The organism is Brevibacillus centrosporus (assembly GCF_046622605.1).
GTDB lineage: Bacteria > Bacillota > Bacilli > Brevibacillales > Brevibacillaceae > Brevibacillus > Brevibacillus centrosporus.
On the sequence record NZ_CP176856.1, the window covers coordinates 3,867,570 to 3,886,492 of the forward strand.

At 50.4% G+C, this 18,923-nt stretch carries 20 protein-coding genes; 6 read left to right on the forward strand and 14 right to left on the reverse strand.

Annotation, left to right across the window (positions count from 1 at the left end; translation table 11 throughout):
• Positions 1–59 precede the first annotated feature (59 nt).
• A complete protein-coding gene (locus tag ACLIN2_RS19490) occupies positions 60–974 on the reverse strand; it encodes a LysR family transcriptional regulator (RefSeq protein WP_411501875.1) in 915 nt (304 codons plus the stop codon).
• A gap of 127 nt (positions 975–1,101) precedes the next feature.
• On the opposite strand from ACLIN2_RS19490, the gene ACLIN2_RS19495 reads away from it, so the two are divergent.
• From ACLIN2_RS19495 to ACLIN2_RS19505, 3 genes are all read left to right on the forward strand, one after another.
• Positions 1,102–2,382 carry an APC family permease gene (locus ACLIN2_RS19495; RefSeq protein WP_411501876.1) on the forward strand — a complete coding sequence of 427 codons (1,281 nt, stop codon included), beginning with the start codon at positions 1,102–1,104 and terminating at the stop codon, positions 2,380–2,382.
• A 164-nt stretch (positions 2,383–2,546) separates the two neighbouring features.
• The gene (locus ACLIN2_RS19500; RefSeq protein WP_411501877.1) at positions 2,547–3,248 is read left to right on the forward strand and encodes a FadR/GntR family transcriptional regulator; all 702 of its coding nucleotides are present in this window, start codon (positions 2,547–2,549) and stop codon (positions 3,246–3,248) included.
• Positions 3,245–4,456, forward strand: coding sequence for a CynX/NimT family MFS transporter (locus tag ACLIN2_RS19505; RefSeq protein ID WP_411501878.1), 1,212 nt, complete (start codon positions 3,245–3,247; stop codon positions 4,454–4,456). Before ACLIN2_RS19500 ends, ACLIN2_RS19505 begins: the two co-directional genes overlap by 4 nt.
• 47 nt (positions 4,457–4,503) lie before the next feature.
• On the opposite strand, the gene ACLIN2_RS19510 is transcribed toward ACLIN2_RS19505, so the two are convergent.
• The 10 genes from ACLIN2_RS19510 to ACLIN2_RS19555 all read right to left on the reverse strand — a co-directional run bounded on the left by ACLIN2_RS19510 (position 4,504) and on the right by ACLIN2_RS19555 (position 14,617).
• Positions 4,504–5,562 carry an S-layer homology domain-containing protein gene (locus ACLIN2_RS19510; protein WP_092267748.1) on the reverse strand — a complete coding sequence of 353 codons (1,059 nt, stop codon included), beginning with the start codon at positions 5,560–5,562 and terminating at the stop codon, positions 4,504–4,506.
• A 188-nt stretch (positions 5,563–5,750) separates the two neighbouring features.
• Positions 5,751–7,373 (reverse strand): bacillithiol biosynthesis cysteine-adding enzyme BshC, encoded by a 1,623-nt coding sequence (gene bshC / locus ACLIN2_RS19515; RefSeq protein ID WP_411501879.1) that lies wholly within the window; start codon positions 7,371–7,373, stop codon positions 5,751–5,753.
• A 115-nt stretch (positions 7,374–7,488) separates the two neighbouring features.
• Positions 7,489–8,046, reverse strand: coding sequence for a helix-turn-helix domain-containing protein (locus ACLIN2_RS19520; protein WP_411501880.1), 558 nt, complete (start codon positions 8,044–8,046; stop codon positions 7,489–7,491).
• Between the two features lie 52 nt (positions 8,047–8,098).
• The gene (locus ACLIN2_RS19525; RefSeq protein ID WP_092267745.1) at positions 8,099–8,497 is read right to left on the reverse strand and encodes a DUF3397 domain-containing protein; all 399 of its coding nucleotides are present in this window, start codon (positions 8,495–8,497) and stop codon (positions 8,099–8,101) included.
• Positions 8,494–9,459 carry a ketopantoate reductase family protein gene (locus tag ACLIN2_RS19530; protein ID WP_411501881.1) on the reverse strand — a complete coding sequence of 322 codons (966 nt, stop codon included), beginning with the start codon at positions 9,457–9,459 and terminating at the stop codon, positions 8,494–8,496. Before ACLIN2_RS19530 ends, ACLIN2_RS19525 begins: the two co-directional genes overlap by 4 nt.
• A gap of 280 nt (positions 9,460–9,739) precedes the next feature.
• A complete protein-coding gene (locus ACLIN2_RS19535) occupies positions 9,740–11,278 on the reverse strand; it encodes an acyl-CoA carboxylase subunit beta (RefSeq protein ID WP_411501882.1) in 1,539 nt (512 codons plus the stop codon).
• Positions 11,279–11,291: 13 nt separating this feature from the next.
• A complete protein-coding gene (locus ACLIN2_RS19540; protein ID WP_092267742.1) occupies positions 11,292–12,065 on the reverse strand; it encodes an enoyl-CoA hydratase-related protein in 774 nt (257 codons plus the stop codon).
• Positions 12,062–12,991 carry a hydroxymethylglutaryl-CoA lyase gene (locus ACLIN2_RS19545; protein WP_411501883.1) on the reverse strand — a complete coding sequence of 310 codons (930 nt, stop codon included), beginning with the start codon at positions 12,989–12,991 and terminating at the stop codon, positions 12,062–12,064. Before ACLIN2_RS19545 ends, ACLIN2_RS19540 begins: the two co-directional genes overlap by 4 nt.
• 51 nt (positions 12,992–13,042) lie before the next feature.
• Positions 13,043–13,255 carry an acetyl-CoA carboxylase biotin carboxyl carrier protein subunit gene (locus ACLIN2_RS19550; protein WP_092267740.1) on the reverse strand — a complete coding sequence of 71 codons (213 nt, stop codon included), beginning with the start codon at positions 13,253–13,255 and terminating at the stop codon, positions 13,043–13,045.
• Between the two features lie 15 nt (positions 13,256–13,270).
• Positions 13,271–14,617: an acetyl-CoA carboxylase biotin carboxylase subunit gene (locus ACLIN2_RS19555; RefSeq protein WP_411501884.1), complete on the reverse strand. Its 1,347-nt coding sequence runs from the start codon at positions 14,615–14,617 to the stop codon at positions 13,271–13,273.
• 275 nt (positions 14,618–14,892) lie between these two features.
• Here ACLIN2_RS19555 and ACLIN2_RS19560 point away from each other — a divergent pair, with 275 nt between their 5' ends.
• Complete coding sequence (locus tag ACLIN2_RS19560) at positions 14,893–15,360, forward strand: N-acetyltransferase (protein ID WP_092267738.1); 468 nt, start codon at positions 14,893–14,895, stop codon at positions 15,358–15,360.
• A gap of 72 nt (positions 15,361–15,432) precedes the next feature.
• On the opposite strand, the gene ACLIN2_RS19565 is transcribed toward ACLIN2_RS19560, so the two are convergent.
• The 3 genes from ACLIN2_RS19565 to ACLIN2_RS19575 form a co-directional block, all read right to left on the reverse strand.
• Positions 15,433–16,077 (reverse strand): RsfA family transcriptional regulator, encoded by a 645-nt coding sequence (locus ACLIN2_RS19565; protein ID WP_092267737.1) that lies wholly within the window; start codon positions 16,075–16,077, stop codon positions 15,433–15,435.
• Positions 16,078–16,220: 143 nt separating this feature from the next.
• Positions 16,221–16,979, reverse strand: coding sequence for an enoyl-CoA hydratase/isomerase family protein (locus ACLIN2_RS19570; RefSeq protein WP_092267916.1), 759 nt, complete (start codon positions 16,977–16,979; stop codon positions 16,221–16,223).
• Positions 16,980–17,146: 167 nt separating this feature from the next.
• Positions 17,147–17,524 carry a Spx/MgsR family RNA polymerase-binding regulatory protein gene (locus ACLIN2_RS19575; protein WP_092267736.1) on the reverse strand — a complete coding sequence of 126 codons (378 nt, stop codon included), beginning with the start codon at positions 17,522–17,524 and terminating at the stop codon, positions 17,147–17,149.
• Between the two features lie 283 nt (positions 17,525–17,807).
• Between ACLIN2_RS19575 and ACLIN2_RS19580 the strand changes: the two genes are divergently transcribed.
• Both ACLIN2_RS19580 and ACLIN2_RS19585 read left to right on the forward strand, forming a co-directional pair.
• On the forward strand, positions 17,808–18,506 hold the full coding sequence (locus tag ACLIN2_RS19580; RefSeq protein WP_400587214.1) for a helix-turn-helix transcriptional regulator: 699 nt from the start codon (positions 17,808–17,810) through the stop codon (positions 18,504–18,506).
• A 133-nt stretch (positions 18,507–18,639) separates the two neighbouring features.
• Positions 18,640–18,906 carry a DUF2626 family protein gene (locus ACLIN2_RS19585; RefSeq protein WP_055746684.1) on the forward strand — a complete coding sequence of 89 codons (267 nt, stop codon included), beginning with the start codon at positions 18,640–18,642 and terminating at the stop codon, positions 18,904–18,906.
• Positions 18,907–18,923: the final 17 nt, after the last annotated feature.

The window sequence follows — 18,923 nt, forward strand, 5'->3', positions numbered from 1 at the left end:
CAACTCAGCCCTAATCATATCATACGCAAGTACATGCAATCATCATCTGTTTTTCCTGATCAACCCATTTTCGCTGACTTCGGCTCCTGCGACTCCTCGGCGTTCGCAAGTAACTCCAGAAAATGACGCATAGGCTGGGACATCCACTTCTTTTTATGATAAACAAGCTGACGGTATACACGCACCTCGGGATGAGAGAAAGGCAGAATGATGAGCGTGCCTTTTTCCGCTTCCTCTGCTACTGCAATATAGGGAACCAGCGCGATGCCCAAATCGTAAGCGACGCATTGCTTGATCGCCTCCAGACTGCCAAACTCCATCGTCATGTCGATGTGCGCCTCCGCATCCCTCAGGACAGCTTCCATGATCGAGCGATAGCTGCAGCCTGCTTCTGTGAAAATCCAGTTTTCTCCAGCGAAATCCTTTGCTTCAATCTGCTTCTTTTCGCTGAGGCGGTGTCCTGGAGCCGCAATCACAACAAGCTTTTCCTCGCCGAGATTTACATTGTTCAGCTCGGGATGCTCCTGCAGCCAATCCAAAACAACGACGAAATCGTACTTGCCTTCCTTTACACCCTGACGCAAATCGTGGCAGATGCCTGGGTGCAAAAGGAGTCGCATACGCGAATGCTCCTGACGAAATTTTTGCAAATAAGGGGGCAGGAAAAAAGCAGCGAGTGACTCTACTGTACCTATACTGAGCGTCCCGGCTATTTGTGCCTGCTCAGACAGATTTCCCCGGGCTTCATCCAGAATGGCCATGACCTGATCACTATAGGCGAGCAGCGCCTCTCCTGCGTGGGTGAGCCTGATTTTTCTCCCCCATCGCTCGAACAGCGTGATCCCAAACTCGTTTTCCAGGTTCTGAATCTGCATGGTAACGCTCGACTGCGCGTAGCCCAATACCTCTGCGGCACGAGTAAAGCTCTGGCACTTGGCTACCTCTCGGAACGTCTGCAAATAGCGCGTATCCATTCCTCTCCCCCATTCGATCGGTTTTTCCGATTTACTCTATCTAATATTATAGATAACTCCGATTCCAAAGTCTATGCTACACTACGACCATATAAATCTTTGATCGAGAAGAGTGAGGGATTTCATCATGGGGAAAACGTCCTCCAATGCGTCTGGACTGGCAAAAACTTTGGGCCTGCCACAAATCGTGGCTTTGTATGTGGGTGCCGTCATCGGTTCAGGGATTTTGCTCATACCCGGCTTAGCTGCTGAAAAAGCGGGCCCAGCCTCCATCCTGGCTTGGCTAGTCATGTCCATCCTAGTGGTTCCGATGGCGATCACAATGGGTCTTCTTTCCGCGAAATATCCAAGTGCAGGCGGTGTGTCTACTTTTGTACGAAACGCTTATGGGGACCGCTTCGGCAATATGGTCGGCTGGTTTTTCCTCCTGTCGGTTCCAATGGGCGCTCCGATACTCAGTGTAACCGGGGCCAATTATCTCGCTGTCCTGTTAAACTGGGGTGACGGACAGCTGTATGCAGCCGCCGTACTAATCCTCGTCTCCGTTCTGGCCATGAATGTACTCGGCATGAACGTCGCAGCCCGCGTACAGACGATTGTCGTATCTTTGATTATTACGATCTTGATCCTTGCCGTCGTCGCCTCCTTGCCGCACGCCTCTGCCGCCAACTTCGTGCCGTTTGCGCCGAGCGGTTGGGTTAGCGTCATCCAGGCAGCCGGCTTGCTGTTCTGGTGCTTCATTGGCTGGGAGGCTGTGACTCATTTATCCGAGGAGTTTGTAGATCCTACTAAAAACGCGATCCGAGGCGTTCTTTGGAGCGCAGGACTCGTAGCTTTGCTGTACTTTGCCGTCGCTTTCATGACAGTTGCCACACATAGCTATGGCGATGGCCTATCTGCTGCCTCCCTGAGTATTATGATCCAGCTATCGCTCGGACCGGTTGGCGGCTGGATCGTTGCGATTACGGCTTTGTTCATCTGTATCGCGGCAGCAAACGCCTATGTAGGAGCTGCATCCAGAATCGCCTATTCGCTTGCCAAGGAACAGGTTGCACCGAAATGGTTTGGCGCTTTGCATCCCAAGTATGGCACTCCGGTTGGCGGCCTTGCTTTTCTGGCCCTCTGCTTTGCCATCGTACTCTCTGTACTCTATTTTGGATGGATTGATCTGAGTCGCCTCATCGAACTGCCGAACGCCTCCTTTATCGCTACCTATATCGGTGGTTGTCTGGCGGGTGTACGACTTTTACGCGAGAGCCGTATTGGACGGATCGCTTCCTGGGTATCGCTCCTGTTTACAGTTGGCCTGTATCCGTTCCTCGGATGGTCCGCTCTGTATCCGATTGCGATCGTCGCTGTCTCTCTTTTCTGGGAACGCCGCAAAAAAAGGATGACACTAGAATCATAGAAAACAGGCAGTGACCCCCCATTAAGGGGAAAGGGTCCTGCCTGTTTTTTGTAGGAAGCAGTTGCACATCCAACTCCGCTGGGAGCTTTTCCCCTTGCCAGGACGAAAAAACATCTGCTACAATACGCACGCGACCAATCATCGGATGTTTGGAGGTATGGAGAATGTCTTTACAAAAAACGGTTCGCTCCTCGTTGGTCAAGCAGATCGTCGAGCAATTGGCCAAGCGCGTAGAAGCCGGGGTCTGGAAGGTTGGGGAGCGCATCCCACCAGAACCTGAGCTTATAGAGCAGCTTGGTGTCAGCCGAAATACGCTGCGAGAAGCGGTTCAAGCACTCATTCATACAGGAATGCTGGAAGCCCGTCAAGGAGATGGCACTTACGTACGCTCCTCCAGTGTGTTTGGAGCGGCGATGCAGCGCAGACTGCAGCGCTCGGCCGTGTTTGAAATTTTGGAGGTCCGGTATGGCCTTGAGCGAGAAATCGCCCGACTGGCAGCCATGCGCCGCTCCACCAGTGATTTGGCGAACATACGCGAGAAGCTTGAGCAAGCCTACCATGTATTTCAGGATGTTGACGCCTATGTACGTGCTGACGTCGCTTTTCACATCGCCATCGCGGAAGCTACGAAAAACAGTGTGATGATCGATCTGTACAAGCATATGGCAGAGTCGCTTCACCTATCCGTCAATAGCACCGTGGATCTAACCGGCCATATACAAACCCAGTTCAAAACGCATGCGGAATTGGTGGAAGCCATCTCTATTCAAGACCCAGATGCGGCTGAAGCAGCTGTACGCAATGTGATCGAAGCCAGCAAAGCTGCCTTGGCTTCTTTCATTCAGGAAGGAGATTTGCCGCTATGAGCAACCAAGCACTTGCCGCAACAGAGGAAAAGGCGCAGCCTGTCACGCCCAACCCTTTCCTGATCGTGGCGGGTATCATTATACTGTCTTTCACGATGCGGTCTCCCTTGACCTCAGTAGGTCCACTGGTCGGAGACATTCGCAGCGAGCTCGGGCTATCCAATGGAATATCCGGCATGCTGACCACCGTTCCTTTACTCGCTTTTGGACTCTTCTCTCCGATCGTTCCTTCGATCGGCCAACGCTTCGGAGTGGAGAGAACGCTCTTGCTTGGACTGCTGGTCCTGCTGATCGGGATCCCGCTTCGTTCTACTGGCTTTATCTTTTCTCTGTTCGCAGGAACTGCCTTGATCGGAGCAGCCATTGCGGTATTTAACGTCCTTCTGCCGAGTCTGGTGAAACAGCGTTTTCCTTCAAAGGCAGGATTAATGACCAGTGTGTATACGACGTCCATGTCTACGATGGCGGCTTTAGCTTCCGGGGTCAGCATCCCATTGGCTCATGGCGCACAGCTTGGCTGGAAGGGCTCGCTCGCCTTTTGGACAGTTATCGCGGTAGTGGCCTTCCTCTGCTGGTTGCCGCAGGTTCGGGCAAAAGACGTTTCCTTTTCAGCCAAGCAGACACCCTCTGCTCCTCGCAAGGTGTGGAGCTCCACGCTCGCTTGGCATGTGACTTTGTTCATGGGCTTGCAGTCGTTTCTCTTCTACAGCACCATCTCTTGGCTGCCTGCTATTTTAGCGCATCACGGCATGGAGCCTGGTACGGCTGGCTGGCTGCTGTCTCTGGTGCAGGTCGTCAGCTTGCCTGCGAGCTTTTTGACTCCTGTTCTCGCCGGGCGCATCAAAGATCAGCGTCTGATGGCTGTCATCGTCAGCATCTTATCTTTGTTCGGCTTTGCAGGACTGCTGGTTGACGGAAACCTGTTTATCTTGTTCACCAGTCTGATCCTGCTCGGAATCGCACAAGGGGCACTCATCAGCCTCGCTCTCACGATGATTGTCATACGCTCGTCCAGCGTACAGGAGGCGGCAAAATTGTCGGGGATGGCTCAGTCCGTCGGGTATCTGCTTTCGGCTATCGGCCCCATGTTCATTGGCTTTTTGTTTGATTTGACCCACTCCTGGACCTATCCGTTGTGGACGCTGGTCTTTGTAAGTTTTGTGCTGCTCTTTTTCGGCATAGGTGCCGGACGTAACAAAACAGTTTGATGCAAAATAAAAAGGCGTGCCACATACCGGCGCGCCTTTTCTATGCTCTATTCGTCTTTTCCGATCAAACGAAATGTTTTGCCATCCATCGAGGACAGGTAGAACGTCTTGTCTACGCTACCTCCCAGTTCCCCAGAGTAATACTGTACGGTCATCCGATATTTGCCCAACCCGATTTTCGCATAGTAGGTCAACTCGTTAAAGCGCGGAAAACGAATGTAGTCGTAGACTTCGTATTGCATAAACGAAAAATGCTCCCGCAAAAATGACTCGGTAACCGGCAGCTTATTCTTCTTGACGTAAGAGACGAGATCATCGTAGCGACGAATCTGTTCCTGATCCATTACTATCCCGACAAAAGCCGAAACAGCTTTCGTCATCCCTTGCTTTTCCACATCTGTAACCGTGCCTGGATAAAGCTCATGGATTTGACGCTCCAAGCGGTTTACTAATACGACTGCCTGCGCTCGGCTGATTTTTTCAGCTGGGCGAAAGGTTCCGTCCGGATAGCCCGCCATAATTCCCATCTTGTAGGCAGGATAGGCAATCATCACTTGCGCTTCGTCATCCGTTGAAAGATCCGAGAAAAACTTCGCTTTGGTCCCTCGATACTTTTCCCCTTCTGACTGATGCCCCAATGCCGCGAGCAAGATTCGCGTCGCTTCCAGACGATTCATCGGGTCCGTTGGCTTACCTGTCGGCAATATTCCCGCTGCTGCCAGATGGGTGTATGTTTTTTCAGACCAACGTCCCTCTGCCTGCTTCAGATACGTATCGCGTATGAAGGCATCCGGTTCGTGTCCGGTGAAACTAGGGAGAACCCGCTCGATCAGAGAGAGAAATTGCTCTTGTGTGACCGTTTGCTCCGGTTGAAAGGTTCCATCCGGGAAGCCTTGTATCCATCCGTTTTTTGCAGCTGCTTCTATATCCTTGGCCGCCCAGTGCCCTGTACTATCCGTAAACATGCCTGCTCGAGTGACCACATCTTCACGAGCGAAAGCCTTCTCCACGCCGACACCACAGGTGGCAACGCCTGTTACGGCAAAGGACAGCAACAGCGTCATCGCCGTCGCCTTTTTCCCCATTTGTCGCAGAAAGTTCTGCATCCTTTGTAACCACCTTTCTACAGAAGCCATGACTTATTCGTTTGACGCAAAATTTGTCGGAAATGTTTCGTCATATAGGCAAGTAAAGATTTCCAGCTTGTACAACGGATGGAGGAAACAGACAAAAAGCCAAACAACCGGCTGTCTTCCCGATCATTTGGCTTTCGACATAAATTTCGCCTTTCCTGTTACACGTAAAAGATTTGATGAGTTCCGTCGTGAGCAAAAGGCGCTTCCACTAGACGATCCACAAGGCTCAAACCATATTTGTTGGCAAATGGGAAGAAAGACAGCTTCCTCTCCTGCAAGCCCCCCTCAGGTAACAGAGATGCCTCGATCCGCGCAATACGTCTATAGTCAACATCATCTCGCTGCTGCAAGGAACGCACGAGCCGCTCCTCCAAAAAAGCTACCTGAGCAAGTAACAACTCGGTATTCTTGTCAGCCAGGTGGCGCAGTCCATGATCCAGGCGGACAACCTCTTCTACCAGTGGACGGTAGGTCGCTTCAATAGACGCTCTCGCTTCGGCAAATTGACGCTGCAGGGGATGCGGCTCTTGCTGCTCCGACCACGCTTCTTTCCATTTTCCAAATCGTGTCAGAACATCCTCAACCGTCAAGCCGAATCCTTCAAGCAGTCTTTCTTGCGCTCCCTCCATCAAGGTGATGGACATACGAGGCAGAACGATTGGCATTCTCATCCCAAACAGTTCAAAAACTTCCCGATAATACGCCCAGTAGGCAATCTCACCCGGTCCTCCAATAAAAGCGAGAGATGGGAATAGATGCTCCTGCATCAGACCGCGCGTCACCACATTCGAGCTAAAGCGCTCAGGGTGCTCTTTCGCCAGTTTACTCAGTTCTGCACGGCTGTAGGATGCTCGCCGATTGACAAAGCGATCTCCGTGTCGTTCCAGCAAGAGCCTGTCTTTTCCTTCGTACAGGAACAGATTGGCCTGATGCTCCTCAATTTGCAGCTGTAGTGGATAGCCTGCCGTTGTAAGGCGGTCTGCTGCTTTTAGCAACAGGTCTGCAACTTGTTCATTTTGTTCAATCACATTCTGGAAGATCGGACTCTCCAGCTCTCGTACAAACGGAAGCGAGGATTCAACCAAAATGAGTCCATGCTTGCCAAAAAGATGCGCCATCAGACGGGCAAACCATTCGGCGACACTCTCGGAGGAGGATGCCGACGATTTTAGCAGTTCACGAATCGCAGCCGTTTCTTCCGTTTCCGGATGCCCATGAAAAAATTGCGTCAGAAACTGTTCACATGCTTCCTCGTCCAAAGGCAAGCTGCTAGCGGACACACGGCCTTTTTTATTGAGATTCATCCGTTCCTTGTGCAGCCGCGTCTCTCTGTCTGCCAGCCAATAGAGATGGTCAATCTCGTCAATGTCATGGTCTTCTCCGGCAATCCAAAAAACAGGGACGACATTGACGTCGAGCTCTGCCGAGAGTCTTTTCGCCGTCTGGATCAAATGAACGGCTTTGTGAATCGTGTACAGCGGCCCCGTCAATATGCCTGCCTGCTGACCACCAATGATGACAAACGTATCCGGACGTCTGAGCAGCTCAATCTGGTTCAGCGCCTCCTGGTGCGTCCCAATCTTTTTGTTAAAAGTATATAAGCCTTCCGCCAGCTGATCGCGGTTGTAATCAGTACGTCCGCGAAGCCACTCCAACCGTTCCTGATACGCCTTTTTCTCATAAGGATGGTAGGCAAAGAACTGAAGGGCGGAAGCGTTTCCTTGCTGATACTCCTGTGCCAGCCTATTAGCCAACGGAAGTGTAAGACATTCAACGTTCATGCAAGCTCACCTTTCTTGGGCCATGGTCACTGCAAATTATACCATGCTCCCTCGCTACAAAAAACAAGACAACCCATTTTTATGGGTTGTCAAAGTGTAGAGACGAGTTTTTTCGTTAAAATTGTGGCGGCGTCACGGTCCAAATTAGCACCGCTTCTTCGTCCCCCGTATTTTCAACCGAATGGTTTTTGCTGCTGTCAAACGCAATGCTGTCGCCTGCCTCCAAGACATGTTCTTCATCGTTAAATCGCGTTGTCACACTTCCCGCAATGACGGTAAAGCATTCTTCGCCTTCCGACTGAACGAACTTGTCCACTACCATTTCACCTGGCAGAAGGCGTACCTCCAGCATTCCGAGCTTTGCGCTTCCCCCCATGGAGAGCAGGGAATACGTGCCCGTCGATTCTGGAAAGACCAGCTGACGTCGCTTTTGCACACGAGTGACATGCACCTGTTTTTGATCAATGTCTTCAAAAAAGTGAATGATGGGTGACTCGAGTGCTTTCGTGATTTTCCACAGCGAGTCCAGGGACGGCTGAGAAATGCCACGTTCTACTTGGCTGAGCAGTCCTTTGCTGAGCCCGGTTTTACTCGCCATGATCTCCAAGGTAAAGCCGCGCTCTTTCCGAATCATTCGAATCTTGTGGCCGATGGTCTCGATGGGAAGTCGCATAGTTCCAACCTTCTTTCTTATCGGAATAAATACGATATGTATCAACAGCGCTCTATACGACACCCATCGTCTTGACTATACCGGTCGTAAACAGCACTATGTAGACAATTCCAAACCAGAGAAACGACAAACGCCATGCGGAAAATCCAACCTTTTTCAGGGACAGCTTTCCTTTGAACTTCACTTGTACCCATCCGAGTAAAGCGATCGTGATCAGAAAAAAGCAAACCACCCACCACCAAGCCGACAAAGCTTGTGGCCAGATGATGCCATACGCGGCAACGACAGAACGAATCAACAAAAAATTCGTGATATTCACCGCCCAACGGCCCGCCAGCTTCTTGTCCCGCTTCCATCCGTAAACTACGAGATAAACGAGTGGAAATCCAAGAAAAGGCACAACCGTCAGCGTCCCCCAAAAATAGGCCCAGACATTCGCCAACATGGTCATCTAATGTCGCCTCCCTCCTTTTCCATACCCATGTCCGTTTTTAAGAGGATTAAACGCAAAAGCACTTCATGCAAAGGAGTGGTGATCCCAGCCTCTTTCCCTCGAGCGACGAGGTAGCCGTTGATCGATTCCACTTCCGTCCGCTTCTGCCTCTTTACGTCCTGCAACATGGAGGAATGATTTCGGGAAGTATTTCGGCAAATGGTGACAATTTCCTGCCAGTCGGTCTCCCCCATTTTCTGGCCGTTTGCGAAAGCTACTGCCGAGGCCTCTTCAAAGAGCTCGCGCATCAGCTTCAACGTATCCGGGCTGTCCAGCAGGGCACCATTCGGGATGTCAAACAAGGCCGTTAACGGATTTATCAGCGCATTCGCCATGAGCTTTTTCCAGGCAAATGGCTTGATGGATTCTTCTAGCTGTACGTTCATGCCAGCTGAAATGGCTGTAGCAATGAACGAATTTATGACCGGGTCGGCTATTCCCCTTTTCACCCATGGACCAATCCGCAAAAGACCGCTTCCTGTATGGGCGACTTCTGTAGCCGATAGCCTTCTTGCCCCTTCTGTATTGATGGCAAAAAAGCATTGTCTTTCGGATAAAACGTTTGACAGCTGCTCTTCGTGCCCCAAACCGTTTTGCAAAGCGATGACGCGCGCATCCGCAGGCAGCTTTTGCAGCATTGGCAGCAAGTCTGGCAACTCCGTCTGCTTCACGCCTAGCAAGTACAAGTGGGCGTGCGGTAATCCATGCTCGATCGACTGGGCATTTACCGAGACGATTTTTTTCTGTCCATCCAAATCTTGTAGGGTGAGCCGATTTTGCATCAACTGATTTGATTGGGGTGAACGGCGCGTCACGACAGTCACTGCTTGTCCATAGAGAGCAAGCCTAGCCGCGTACAGCAACCCAACAGAACCACCGCCAACAACAGCGATTTGCAAATTGTCTTTTTTAGCCTGCATTTGTTCACCTACATTAATCAATACTTATTTTCAAGAATAACAGAGTTTAGGAGATTGTTCAATTGATTGGCGCAAAAAAGATCGGAATTGTCGAAAAATTTTTTAGCAGCTTTCCAAATCTTTCATGAGAAACTGGGCTCTGCCAAGCTTCCTTGAAGCTTTCGGCACATATAGCGGATATTAGAAAAACTTGGTTCCACCAAGCCTTTTGGTGGATCCTTAGTTGCCCTTATACTGGATAAGGCTGACTTCCAAAGCGGAAGCCAGCCTGTGCAGCAAACTAGACAGGGTATACAGGATGTTTGCGATCGGAGAACGTTTGTCTCTTTCCTTTATATACGTCGTAGCGGTTGATCAGCTCTTGACGCAGGTCGCTGGGTGGAATGATGGCATCGACGATCAGATTGGACGCCAACAAATACAGATCGATATCCTCTTGGTACTCCTTGCGTTTTTCCATGATGAAGCTTTGGCGTTCCTGCGGATCTTCGATTGCCTGAATTTTGTTGCTGTAGACCGCATTCACAGCTGCTTCCGGACCCATCACGGCAATTTGCGCACCTGGCAGCGCAAGGCATGCATCCGGTTCAAACGCTGCACTTGCCATTGCATACAGCCCTGCACCATATGCTTTGCGAACAATAACCGAGATTTTAGGGACTGTGGCTTCTGCCATTGCGGAAATCATCTTCGCTCCGTGTCGGATAATGCCTGCCCGCTCAACAGCCGTACCAATCATGAAGCCAGGTACGTCTGCCAGGAACAACAGCGGAATTTGAAACGCATCGCACAAAGTAATGAAGCGTGCTGCTTTGTCCGCTGAGTCCACGAAAAGGACGCCCCCTTTTACACGTGGCTGATTGGCAATAATGCCGACAGGCTTCCCGTTCAATCGAGCCAGTCCCGTGATCAGCTCCTGCGCGAACAGCTTTTTGATTTCATAGAAAGAGCCCTCGTCCACCAGAGCGGTAATCAAATCATGCATATTAAAAGCGGCGTTCTGATTTTCCGGGACGATCGCCGAGATCTCTTTGGCTGTTTCGACCGGAGGCTTTGCCGCAGCTTCCGGTGGTTCAACCGTATAATTCGGCGGGAAGAAGCTGATGTACGTGCGAGCTGACTGAATCGCTTCTTCTTCATTTGCTGCGAGGACGTCACCGCATCCGCTAACCGTGCAGTGCATGCGCGCTCCCCCCAGCTCCTCCAGGGATACTTTCTCGCCGATTACCATTTCGGCCATGCGCGGAGAGCCTAAGTACATGCTGGCGTTTTTGTCTACCATGATGACAATATCGCAAAACGCAGGAATGTAAGCACCGCCTGCTGCGGATGGACCAAAGAGAATGCAGATTTGCGGAATCTTTCCCGACAGCTTGACTTCATTATAGAAGATTCGGCCTGCTCCACGCCGTCCAGGGAACATCTCGAGCTGGTCGGTAATTCGCGCACCCGCCGAGTCCACCAGATAGATCAATGGAACGCGCATTTTTTCTGCTGTCTCCTGGATGCGGATGATCTTTTCCACGGTCCGGGAGCCCCAGGACCCTGCTTTGACCGTCGAATCATTGGCCATCACGCATACGGTTTGTCCATGCACCTTGCCGATGGCAGTCACGACGCCATCGGCCGGCAGGTCACCCGCCATCACATTCGCGAACAAGCCGTCTTCTACGGTGAATTCACCATCGAACAGCAGCTTCAGACGGTCGCGAACAAACAGCTTATTTTGCTCCTTCAGCTTCTCATGGTATTTCGCATCGCCCCCTTTTTCTACCTGGGCGATCTTTTCACGCAGCGTCTCTTCCAAGTGCTTACTCATAGGCGTCCCCCTCTTACTCTCCGCAATATACCGGTTTTCGTTTTTGTTGAAAGGCTGCCAGTCCTTCCAGTCGATCTTTGGTGGCGATCAGCAGCTGATAGGCGTCACTTTCGATTTGCAAACCTGTGGTCAAATCTACCTCGAGCCCACTATCCATGGCGTATTTGGCTTGAGCCAGAGCCAATGGCGCGTTGGCGGCAATTTCTTCTGCCAGCGAGAAGGTCGTCGTCATCAGCTGCTCAGCTGGAACTACCCGATTCACCAAGCCAATCGACAAGGCTTCTGGCGGACGGACACGACGTGCGCTGAAGATCAGCTCTTTGGCTATTCCTTTGCCGACCAGCCTTGGAAGCCTCTGTGTACCTCCCGCACCCGGAATGATGCCTAAAGAAGTCTCCGTCAGCCCCATTTGAGCAGATTCACTCATGATGCGCAGGTCGCAAGCCAGGGCCAGCTCGGTCCCGCCTCCCAGCGCCAAACCATTGATGGCTGCAATGACCGGCTTCGGCAGTTTCTCCAGCTCCGTAAAGGTGTCACGAATGGTCCGGATGTAATCCTGTACCTGTTCCTCTGACATCGTCCGGCGCTCATGCAGATCCGCTCCCGAGCAGAATGCCTTTTCACCCGAGCCTGTTACGATCACGACGCGAATCTCACGGTCCTGCGCCACTTCTGCGATGAGCTTGCGAAGGACAGCGAGCGTATCCATATTGAGGCAGTTAAAGACCTCTGGCCGTTCCAACGTCAGAACTCCGACGCAGCCTTTTTTCTGCAAAGTAACGGTCATGCTCCATCCTCCTGGTTTGAATGGGATGATGAGGCGGATTGAGCTGCAAGATGCGCTTTTAAAACTTTTGACGGCAGCTCCCGTCCCAGTTCCTGTTGAATAAATGCACCGGCATCCAGGAGCAGATTCAGGTCCACTCCCGTCTCATATTCCATGCCGTTTAGCATATACACCAGGTCCTCGGTGGATATGTTCCCTGCTGCACCGGGCGCATACGGGCAACCACCCAGCCCTCCGATCGAGCTGTCAAATGTCCGAATACCCGTGTCTAAGGCAGCGAGGACATTTGCCAAACCCGTTCCTCTGGTGTCATGAAAGTGCCCTGCCAATCGATCGCTCGCAGTGTCTTTCACAAGCTTTTCCATGACTTCCCGTACTTGCTTTGGCGTAGCCACTCCGATCGTATCACCAAGGGATACTTCGAAAACCCCCATCTCGAGCAGCTCATTTGTCACCCGACGGCTGTTGTCGACGGGCACATTGCCTTCGTAGGGGCAGCCAAACACGGTAGATACGTACCCTCGCACGCGCATGCCCAGAGCCAAAGCTTCTCGCGCCACCTGCCGCAAAACAGGAAACGTATCTTCTATGGACTTGTTGATGTTTTTCAAGTTATGCGTCTCGGAGGCAGACATGAACAGCGCGACTTCGGTCAACCCGCTTTCACGCGCTCGCTCCATCCCGCGAAGATTCGGGACGAGGGCACTGTAAGTGACCTCGTTTTGCCGCTTGATCCCTTTCAGCACGTCTTCTGCATCGGCAAGCTGAGGGATCCAGCGCGGATTGACAAAGGAAGTTGCCTCTATTCGTTTCAAGCCTGCTGCTGCCAGCTTGTCGATCAGCTGAATTTTCGCTGACGTCGAAACCATTTCTTTTTCATTCTGCAGCCCATCCCGTGGACCCACTTCCACGATTTGAATCTTCATCCTGCACCTCCCCTCGCCAAGCGGGCGCTCAGATTAGAATTAATATAAAAACTACTCCACGGATACGAGGATATCGCCTTCGTTTACAAAATCGCCGATATTCGCTTTAACTTCTACTACTTTGCCCGCTACTTCCGCCTGGACTGGAACCTCCATCTTCATGGATTCCAATACGACGACGTCTTGCCCTGCACTGATTTCATCTCCGACTTGTACCAGTACATTGATAACAGTCCCTGCCATGTTCGCTGCTACTTGTTTCATGTCACATTCTCTCCCTTATTTCTTTGGATTCGCTGCTCGCTCTTGGACAAACCAGGTTGTGTAGTTCCCTTCGCGGAAGCGCTCGTCTGACAAGACTTCCAATAAAAACGGAATGTTTGTTTTTATCCCGGTAATCTGAAAGTTCTGCATCGCATGGATCGCTCTTTCTATTGCCTCTTCCCTTGTCGTGCCCGTGATGATCACTTTGGCAATCATCGGATCGTAAAACGGAGTGACCTGCGTATTGCTCTCGACCCCATCATCGATGCGTACATGCTCCATGACTGGCGGCTGATACAGGGTGATCGTCCCTGGCGATGGCAGGAATGTCACGGGATCCTCCGCGTATACACGCAGCTCGATCGCATGGCGCAATGCTTTTACTTCATCCTGATCGATGGCGATTGGCAGCCCATTGGCAATAGCCAGCTGCATCGAAACCAGGTCCAAGCCTGTCATTTCTTCTGTTACCGGATGCTCCACCTGCAAGCGTGTATTCATTTCCAAAAAGTAAAAATTTTTGTTTTCGTCTACGATGAATTCTACCGTACCCACACCTGTGTACCCTACCGCTTTTCCTGCTAGGACAGCGGACTGGCAAAGCAGCTCTCTGGTTTTCTCGTCCAGAAATGGAGATGGACTTTCCTCCAGCACCTTTTGATGGCGTCGCTGGATGGAGCACTCTCTCTCCAACAAATGCAGGACATTTCCGTGCTGGTCTCCTGCGATCTGTACCTCGATGTGATGAGGACGTTCTACATACTTCTCCACGAACATGGAGTCATTGCCGAAATACGCCTTTGCACGTCCGCGCAAAGACTGGTACGCCTGCCTCAGGCTCGCTTCATCCTGGCAGATCTGCATCCCGATGCCGCCGCCGCCAGCGCTCGCCTTCAACATGACTGGATAACCGATGTCCGCAGCTACGCTTGCCGCGTCGTCTACCGTATCGAGCGAGTTTTCGCTTCCCGGAACGACTGGAACACCTGCCTGCTGCATGATGCGGCGGGCTGTCAGCTTGTCGCCCATCTGTCCGATGACTTCCGGTGCAGGCCCGATGAAGATGATCCCTTCCTCCTGCACACGGCGGGCAAACCCCTCGTTTTCCGAAAGCAAGCCGTAGCCGGGATGGATCGCATCTGCTCCTGTGCGTTTCGCTGCGTCGATAATCGCATCGACATTCAAATAGCTGTGAGGGACAGGAGGTGGCCCAATGTGCACTGCTTCATCAGCTTCTCTGACAAATGGCATATTTTTATCGGCATCTGAGTACACAGCTACCGTCGCCACTTTCTCTGATTTGCATGTGCGGATAATTCGCCTGGCGATTTCGCCGCGGTTCGCAATCAACACCTTAAGCATGGAAGCAACTCTCCCCTCTTTCGCTAATCCCGATCAGACTGAAAGCGTTTTCAATGTCGATTCCGGGTTAGCTTGTGATACTACCTTCTATTTTGCCATGAGCGTGGATATATATCTAGGTTGAATTCTTAAAAATTTCCAAGGAAGCGAAATCATTTCCTGACAAATAGTCCCCTCACGAAAGAAAAACTCCACGATTATCCGTATCTTGGTGTATAATAAAGACAATGGCCAAATGGCTGAAGGTAAAGAGCTGTGAGAGGAGTGGCTGAGCAATGTTTGAAGTAAAACGTTTACAAATCAACTACAAGACACTCGAGGAATTCCAGAAGTTTCGCGAATTTGGCCTGGAGGAGCTTTCAATGAAGGAAGACCTGGAGGCGAACATCGTGGAAAACGATTCAGAGTCTCCTTTTTATGGCATTTACGACAATGATCTGATGGTTGCCCGGATGAGCCTCTACAAAATCGACGGAAAATATGATCGTTACTTCCAGCCTGCTCAAGATTACTACGAGCTGTGGAAGCTTGAAGTTTTGCCTGATTACCGCGACAAAGATTATGGAACAGCTCTGGTTAACCATGCAAAAAGCTTTGGTGCACCGATAAAAACAAACTCCCGTTGTCGCGCTGATCAATTCTGGTTGAAAATGGGCTTTACCCCTGTGAAATACAATCTCATGCGTGACCGTGGCGAAAATCCATATGTATGGTTGCCTGAGAACGTTGCCTTGCAAGACTAGCTCTTCCTCATAGGAAAAAGAAAAGAAGCGGTGGAAGCCCGCTTCTTTTTTATTTCGTTATCCGCTCTCGCTTTACTTCTCCACACGCTCCAGATTTCCATTCTCATCCATCTTAAAGATAGCCTTGTTGGAATCTTCCTCTTGCAAAAAGGCAAGCTTGCGTGCACGATCCATGATCTGTACGAGTGCCCGGTAATCTTCGTTCACGCCTTGCACTTGATCGAGCTCTTTCCTAGCACGCTCGTTTGCTTCTGTCAACTCTTTTATTTCCAATTCTTTTCCTTCTAATTCTCGTTCCAGTTGCTTGACACGACGAGACAACTCTTTTTGATTGACCAACATACGAATAACGGATTCAATCTGCTGCTCTTCGTCCAGCTCACTCATGTCGAAATCAACCGGACTTGGGGCTTGACGTGCTGGAGGGGTAGTGACACTTTCCACCTCTGCTACTACAGCTGGTGCTGGTGCGGAGATTCTTCCCATTTTCTTTAACTGCTGGCGCTGGCTTTTTGCAATAGAGATAGCGGCATCGTATCGTTTGCGGACGCAGCTATTCCATCGGAAGCCGCATGCAGCAGCTGTCCTTCCCAACCTTTGACCCACTTCTTCAAATGCGGCTAATTGGGTGCCGCCTTCGCGAATGTGGCGCAAGGTGACTTCCGCCAACACTAGATCGTCGTCTTCGGTCCATGCGTCTTGTCTGGAAGCTACCATATGAGTCCCTCCCGTTACCTTTAAAAAGGATGATGTAGTTTCATCCTATGCTTTTCCCTACTCTTGTAGAATCGCTTTCTACTAGAAAAAGTATGTCCAAGCAAATAAATGTTTAAACGGAAGAAACCTGACCCTCTCGCAGCCTAACGTTTACGCAGAAATTTTTGCACGACGCTTACATGTTCATCCGTTCCCCAAATGCTCGCACATTGGCTAACTTCTTTTTGGATCCGCTCCTCTTGCGGTAGCCCATCGCGCTTCCAGTGCAGCATGCGCATATAGCCCTCGATCCCTACCAATGGCTGTGCAGCAATTTTCCGTGCAAACCTCTCCACTTCCTCCTGAAGCTTTTCAACAGGATACACTTCATCTACAAAGCCGTATCCTTTCGCTTCAAGGGCACTCATCCGCTCGCCTGTCAAAAGCAAGGCAAGGGCCTTGGATTCAGGCAGCTTGTCCAGCAAGCGGCTTCCACCGCCCCAGCCCGTGGTGATATGCATGCTGATTTGGACGAAACCAAAAACCGCTTGATCACTGGCAAATCGAAAATGGCACGCACCGGCAAATTCACAGCCCCCACCTACGGCTGCTCCATTTACCATAGCGATGACCGGCTTAGGAAAATGGTCGATAGCCGAGAGCAGTCCCGTTACTTTGTGTAAGAGTGGGAACGACTGTTCATATCCACGAACAGCGATAAACTGATTCAAGTCCCCACCGGAGACAAAGCTTTTGCCCGTTCCCGTTACAATCAATACTTTTACCTGGGTATCCGTTTCGCAATCCTTTAGCACAGCAGTTAGCTCATCCACCAGCTCCATGCTGATCGCATTATGTACTTCTGGCCGATGCAGTGTAATGGTAGCTACACCGTCCTGTTTCCCTACACGTAATGTTTCCATGATCGTTTCCCATCCTTTTCCGACGTTTCCCACCTTCTATTTTACCTCCCGTTAGCGCAAAATCCTACGGAGATTAGAAAACATAAGCTCATCGTGCCGTGCAGGATCATTCGCAAAAAAAGAAGGCGGCACATAGCCCCCCCCTCTTCCATACCTATAGGACTGTTTTAGGACAGCAAGCTTTTCATTGCCGATGAGTTAAAGCCCACGATAAGGTTTTCCCCATCAGTCAAAATCGGACGTTTCAGCAGCTGCGGCTCTTCGCTCAGCATTTCCAAAAGCTCTTTTACCGACATGTCGTTGATGTCTACGTCCAGGTTTTTAAAGCGTTGACTTCTCGTGGACAGAATTTCATCCAAACCGTTCGTCGTCATTTTGATAATATCGAGCAGCTCTTCAGCTGTCGGTGGATTTTTAAACAGATGACGCTCTTCGTAGTTGACACCATTCTCTGCCAGCCAAGCTTTCGCCTTGCGACAGGATGTGCAGCTCGGATACGTGAAAAACGTTAATTTACTTGTCTGTGTACGTTCAGCAACTGCCATCGGTTACCCCTCCATCTCATCTATGCAATTCGTTCATTTCGAACAAGTATTTCTTTCGTTCTTCCCATTTGATGGAAACAACTACTTGCAAAAAGTAAGCTAATAAAGAAACCTTCCTTACTACGGATTATAAATGTGTTATTAACACTATGTCAATAGTAGTTAATCTAAAAACTAGACGCAAAAAATTGCACGGATATGCGTCTCTTGCACACTACAACCTTAACAATCTAAGGAAAATCGGATACACTTATGATGATTTGCTTATGAAGGGGGTTCTGGCATGGATTGCGACGCTCAAAAGTTAACCAGCGCTTTAGCTGACCCCACCCGTTTTTCCATTTACCAATATGTTGCTTATAGCAAAGAACCGATTACTGTTACAGATGTAGCCGAACATTTTTCAATCCACCCCAACGTGGCTCGGCTTCACTTAACGAAATTGGAGGACGTTCACTTGCTTTCCGCCGTTTCGGACAAAAGCGGTAAGGGAGGACGTCCCAGCCGATTGTATTCGTTGTCCGATCAGGTGGTAAGCCTACAGTTTCCGCCGCGTGACTATCAGCTGCTAGCCGATATCGCGATTGAGAGCTTACTTTCGCTCGGCGAAGCAGGCGAAGCCGCATTGATCAAAATGGGATATCGCATCGGCACGGAGATGGCAAAACGGGCGGTAGCGAAAAGTGGTTTGAAGCTTGCGACTGCTACTATGGAAGAAAAACTGAGCCACATTCAGCGATTGGTTGTGGCCCAAGGATTGAAACCGGATATTGAAGCGCTTCAGGATGGGATTCTTCGTTTTCGTGTAAACAATTGCACGTTCTCGGATACAGCCAAGAAGCACCCTACCGCTGTGTGCCAAATGCATAACGCTCTTTTAATGGGGATATTTGAATCGTACTTGGGGAAAATTGAATTACGTGAGGATGAATCCATGATTGGCGGATGCAAATCGTGTAATTATACAGTGATACAATACTGATATTGGACACCCTGTATTTTCCTATCTGCCAAAAAACCGTCATACCTTCCCGTTTACACACCTTCGCCCGTCCTATATAATGAGGAAGGAATCTTGTAAATCTTACCGTTCTATGCAAAAAGGGGGGACACAGATGGATCGTATGTATCGCGTTCTCGGTTTTTGGACCATCGTCATTGCGCTGATGTCTTTCTGGGGCGGCTTGTACCCAATGGCGCTGATTTTCTTCGGTCTGACAGCCTTCTTCGTAGCACTGAGCTACATGGCTTTGACTGAGCGAGTGTACCTGAACATTTTCTTTGGATTTATGTTCCTGTCTTTTGTAGGGTTCACGTACTACACATTCTTCATCATGCCAGTTGGCGGTGGAGAACACGCTATGCTTCAAATGATGCTGTAACGAAAAAAGATGCTCCC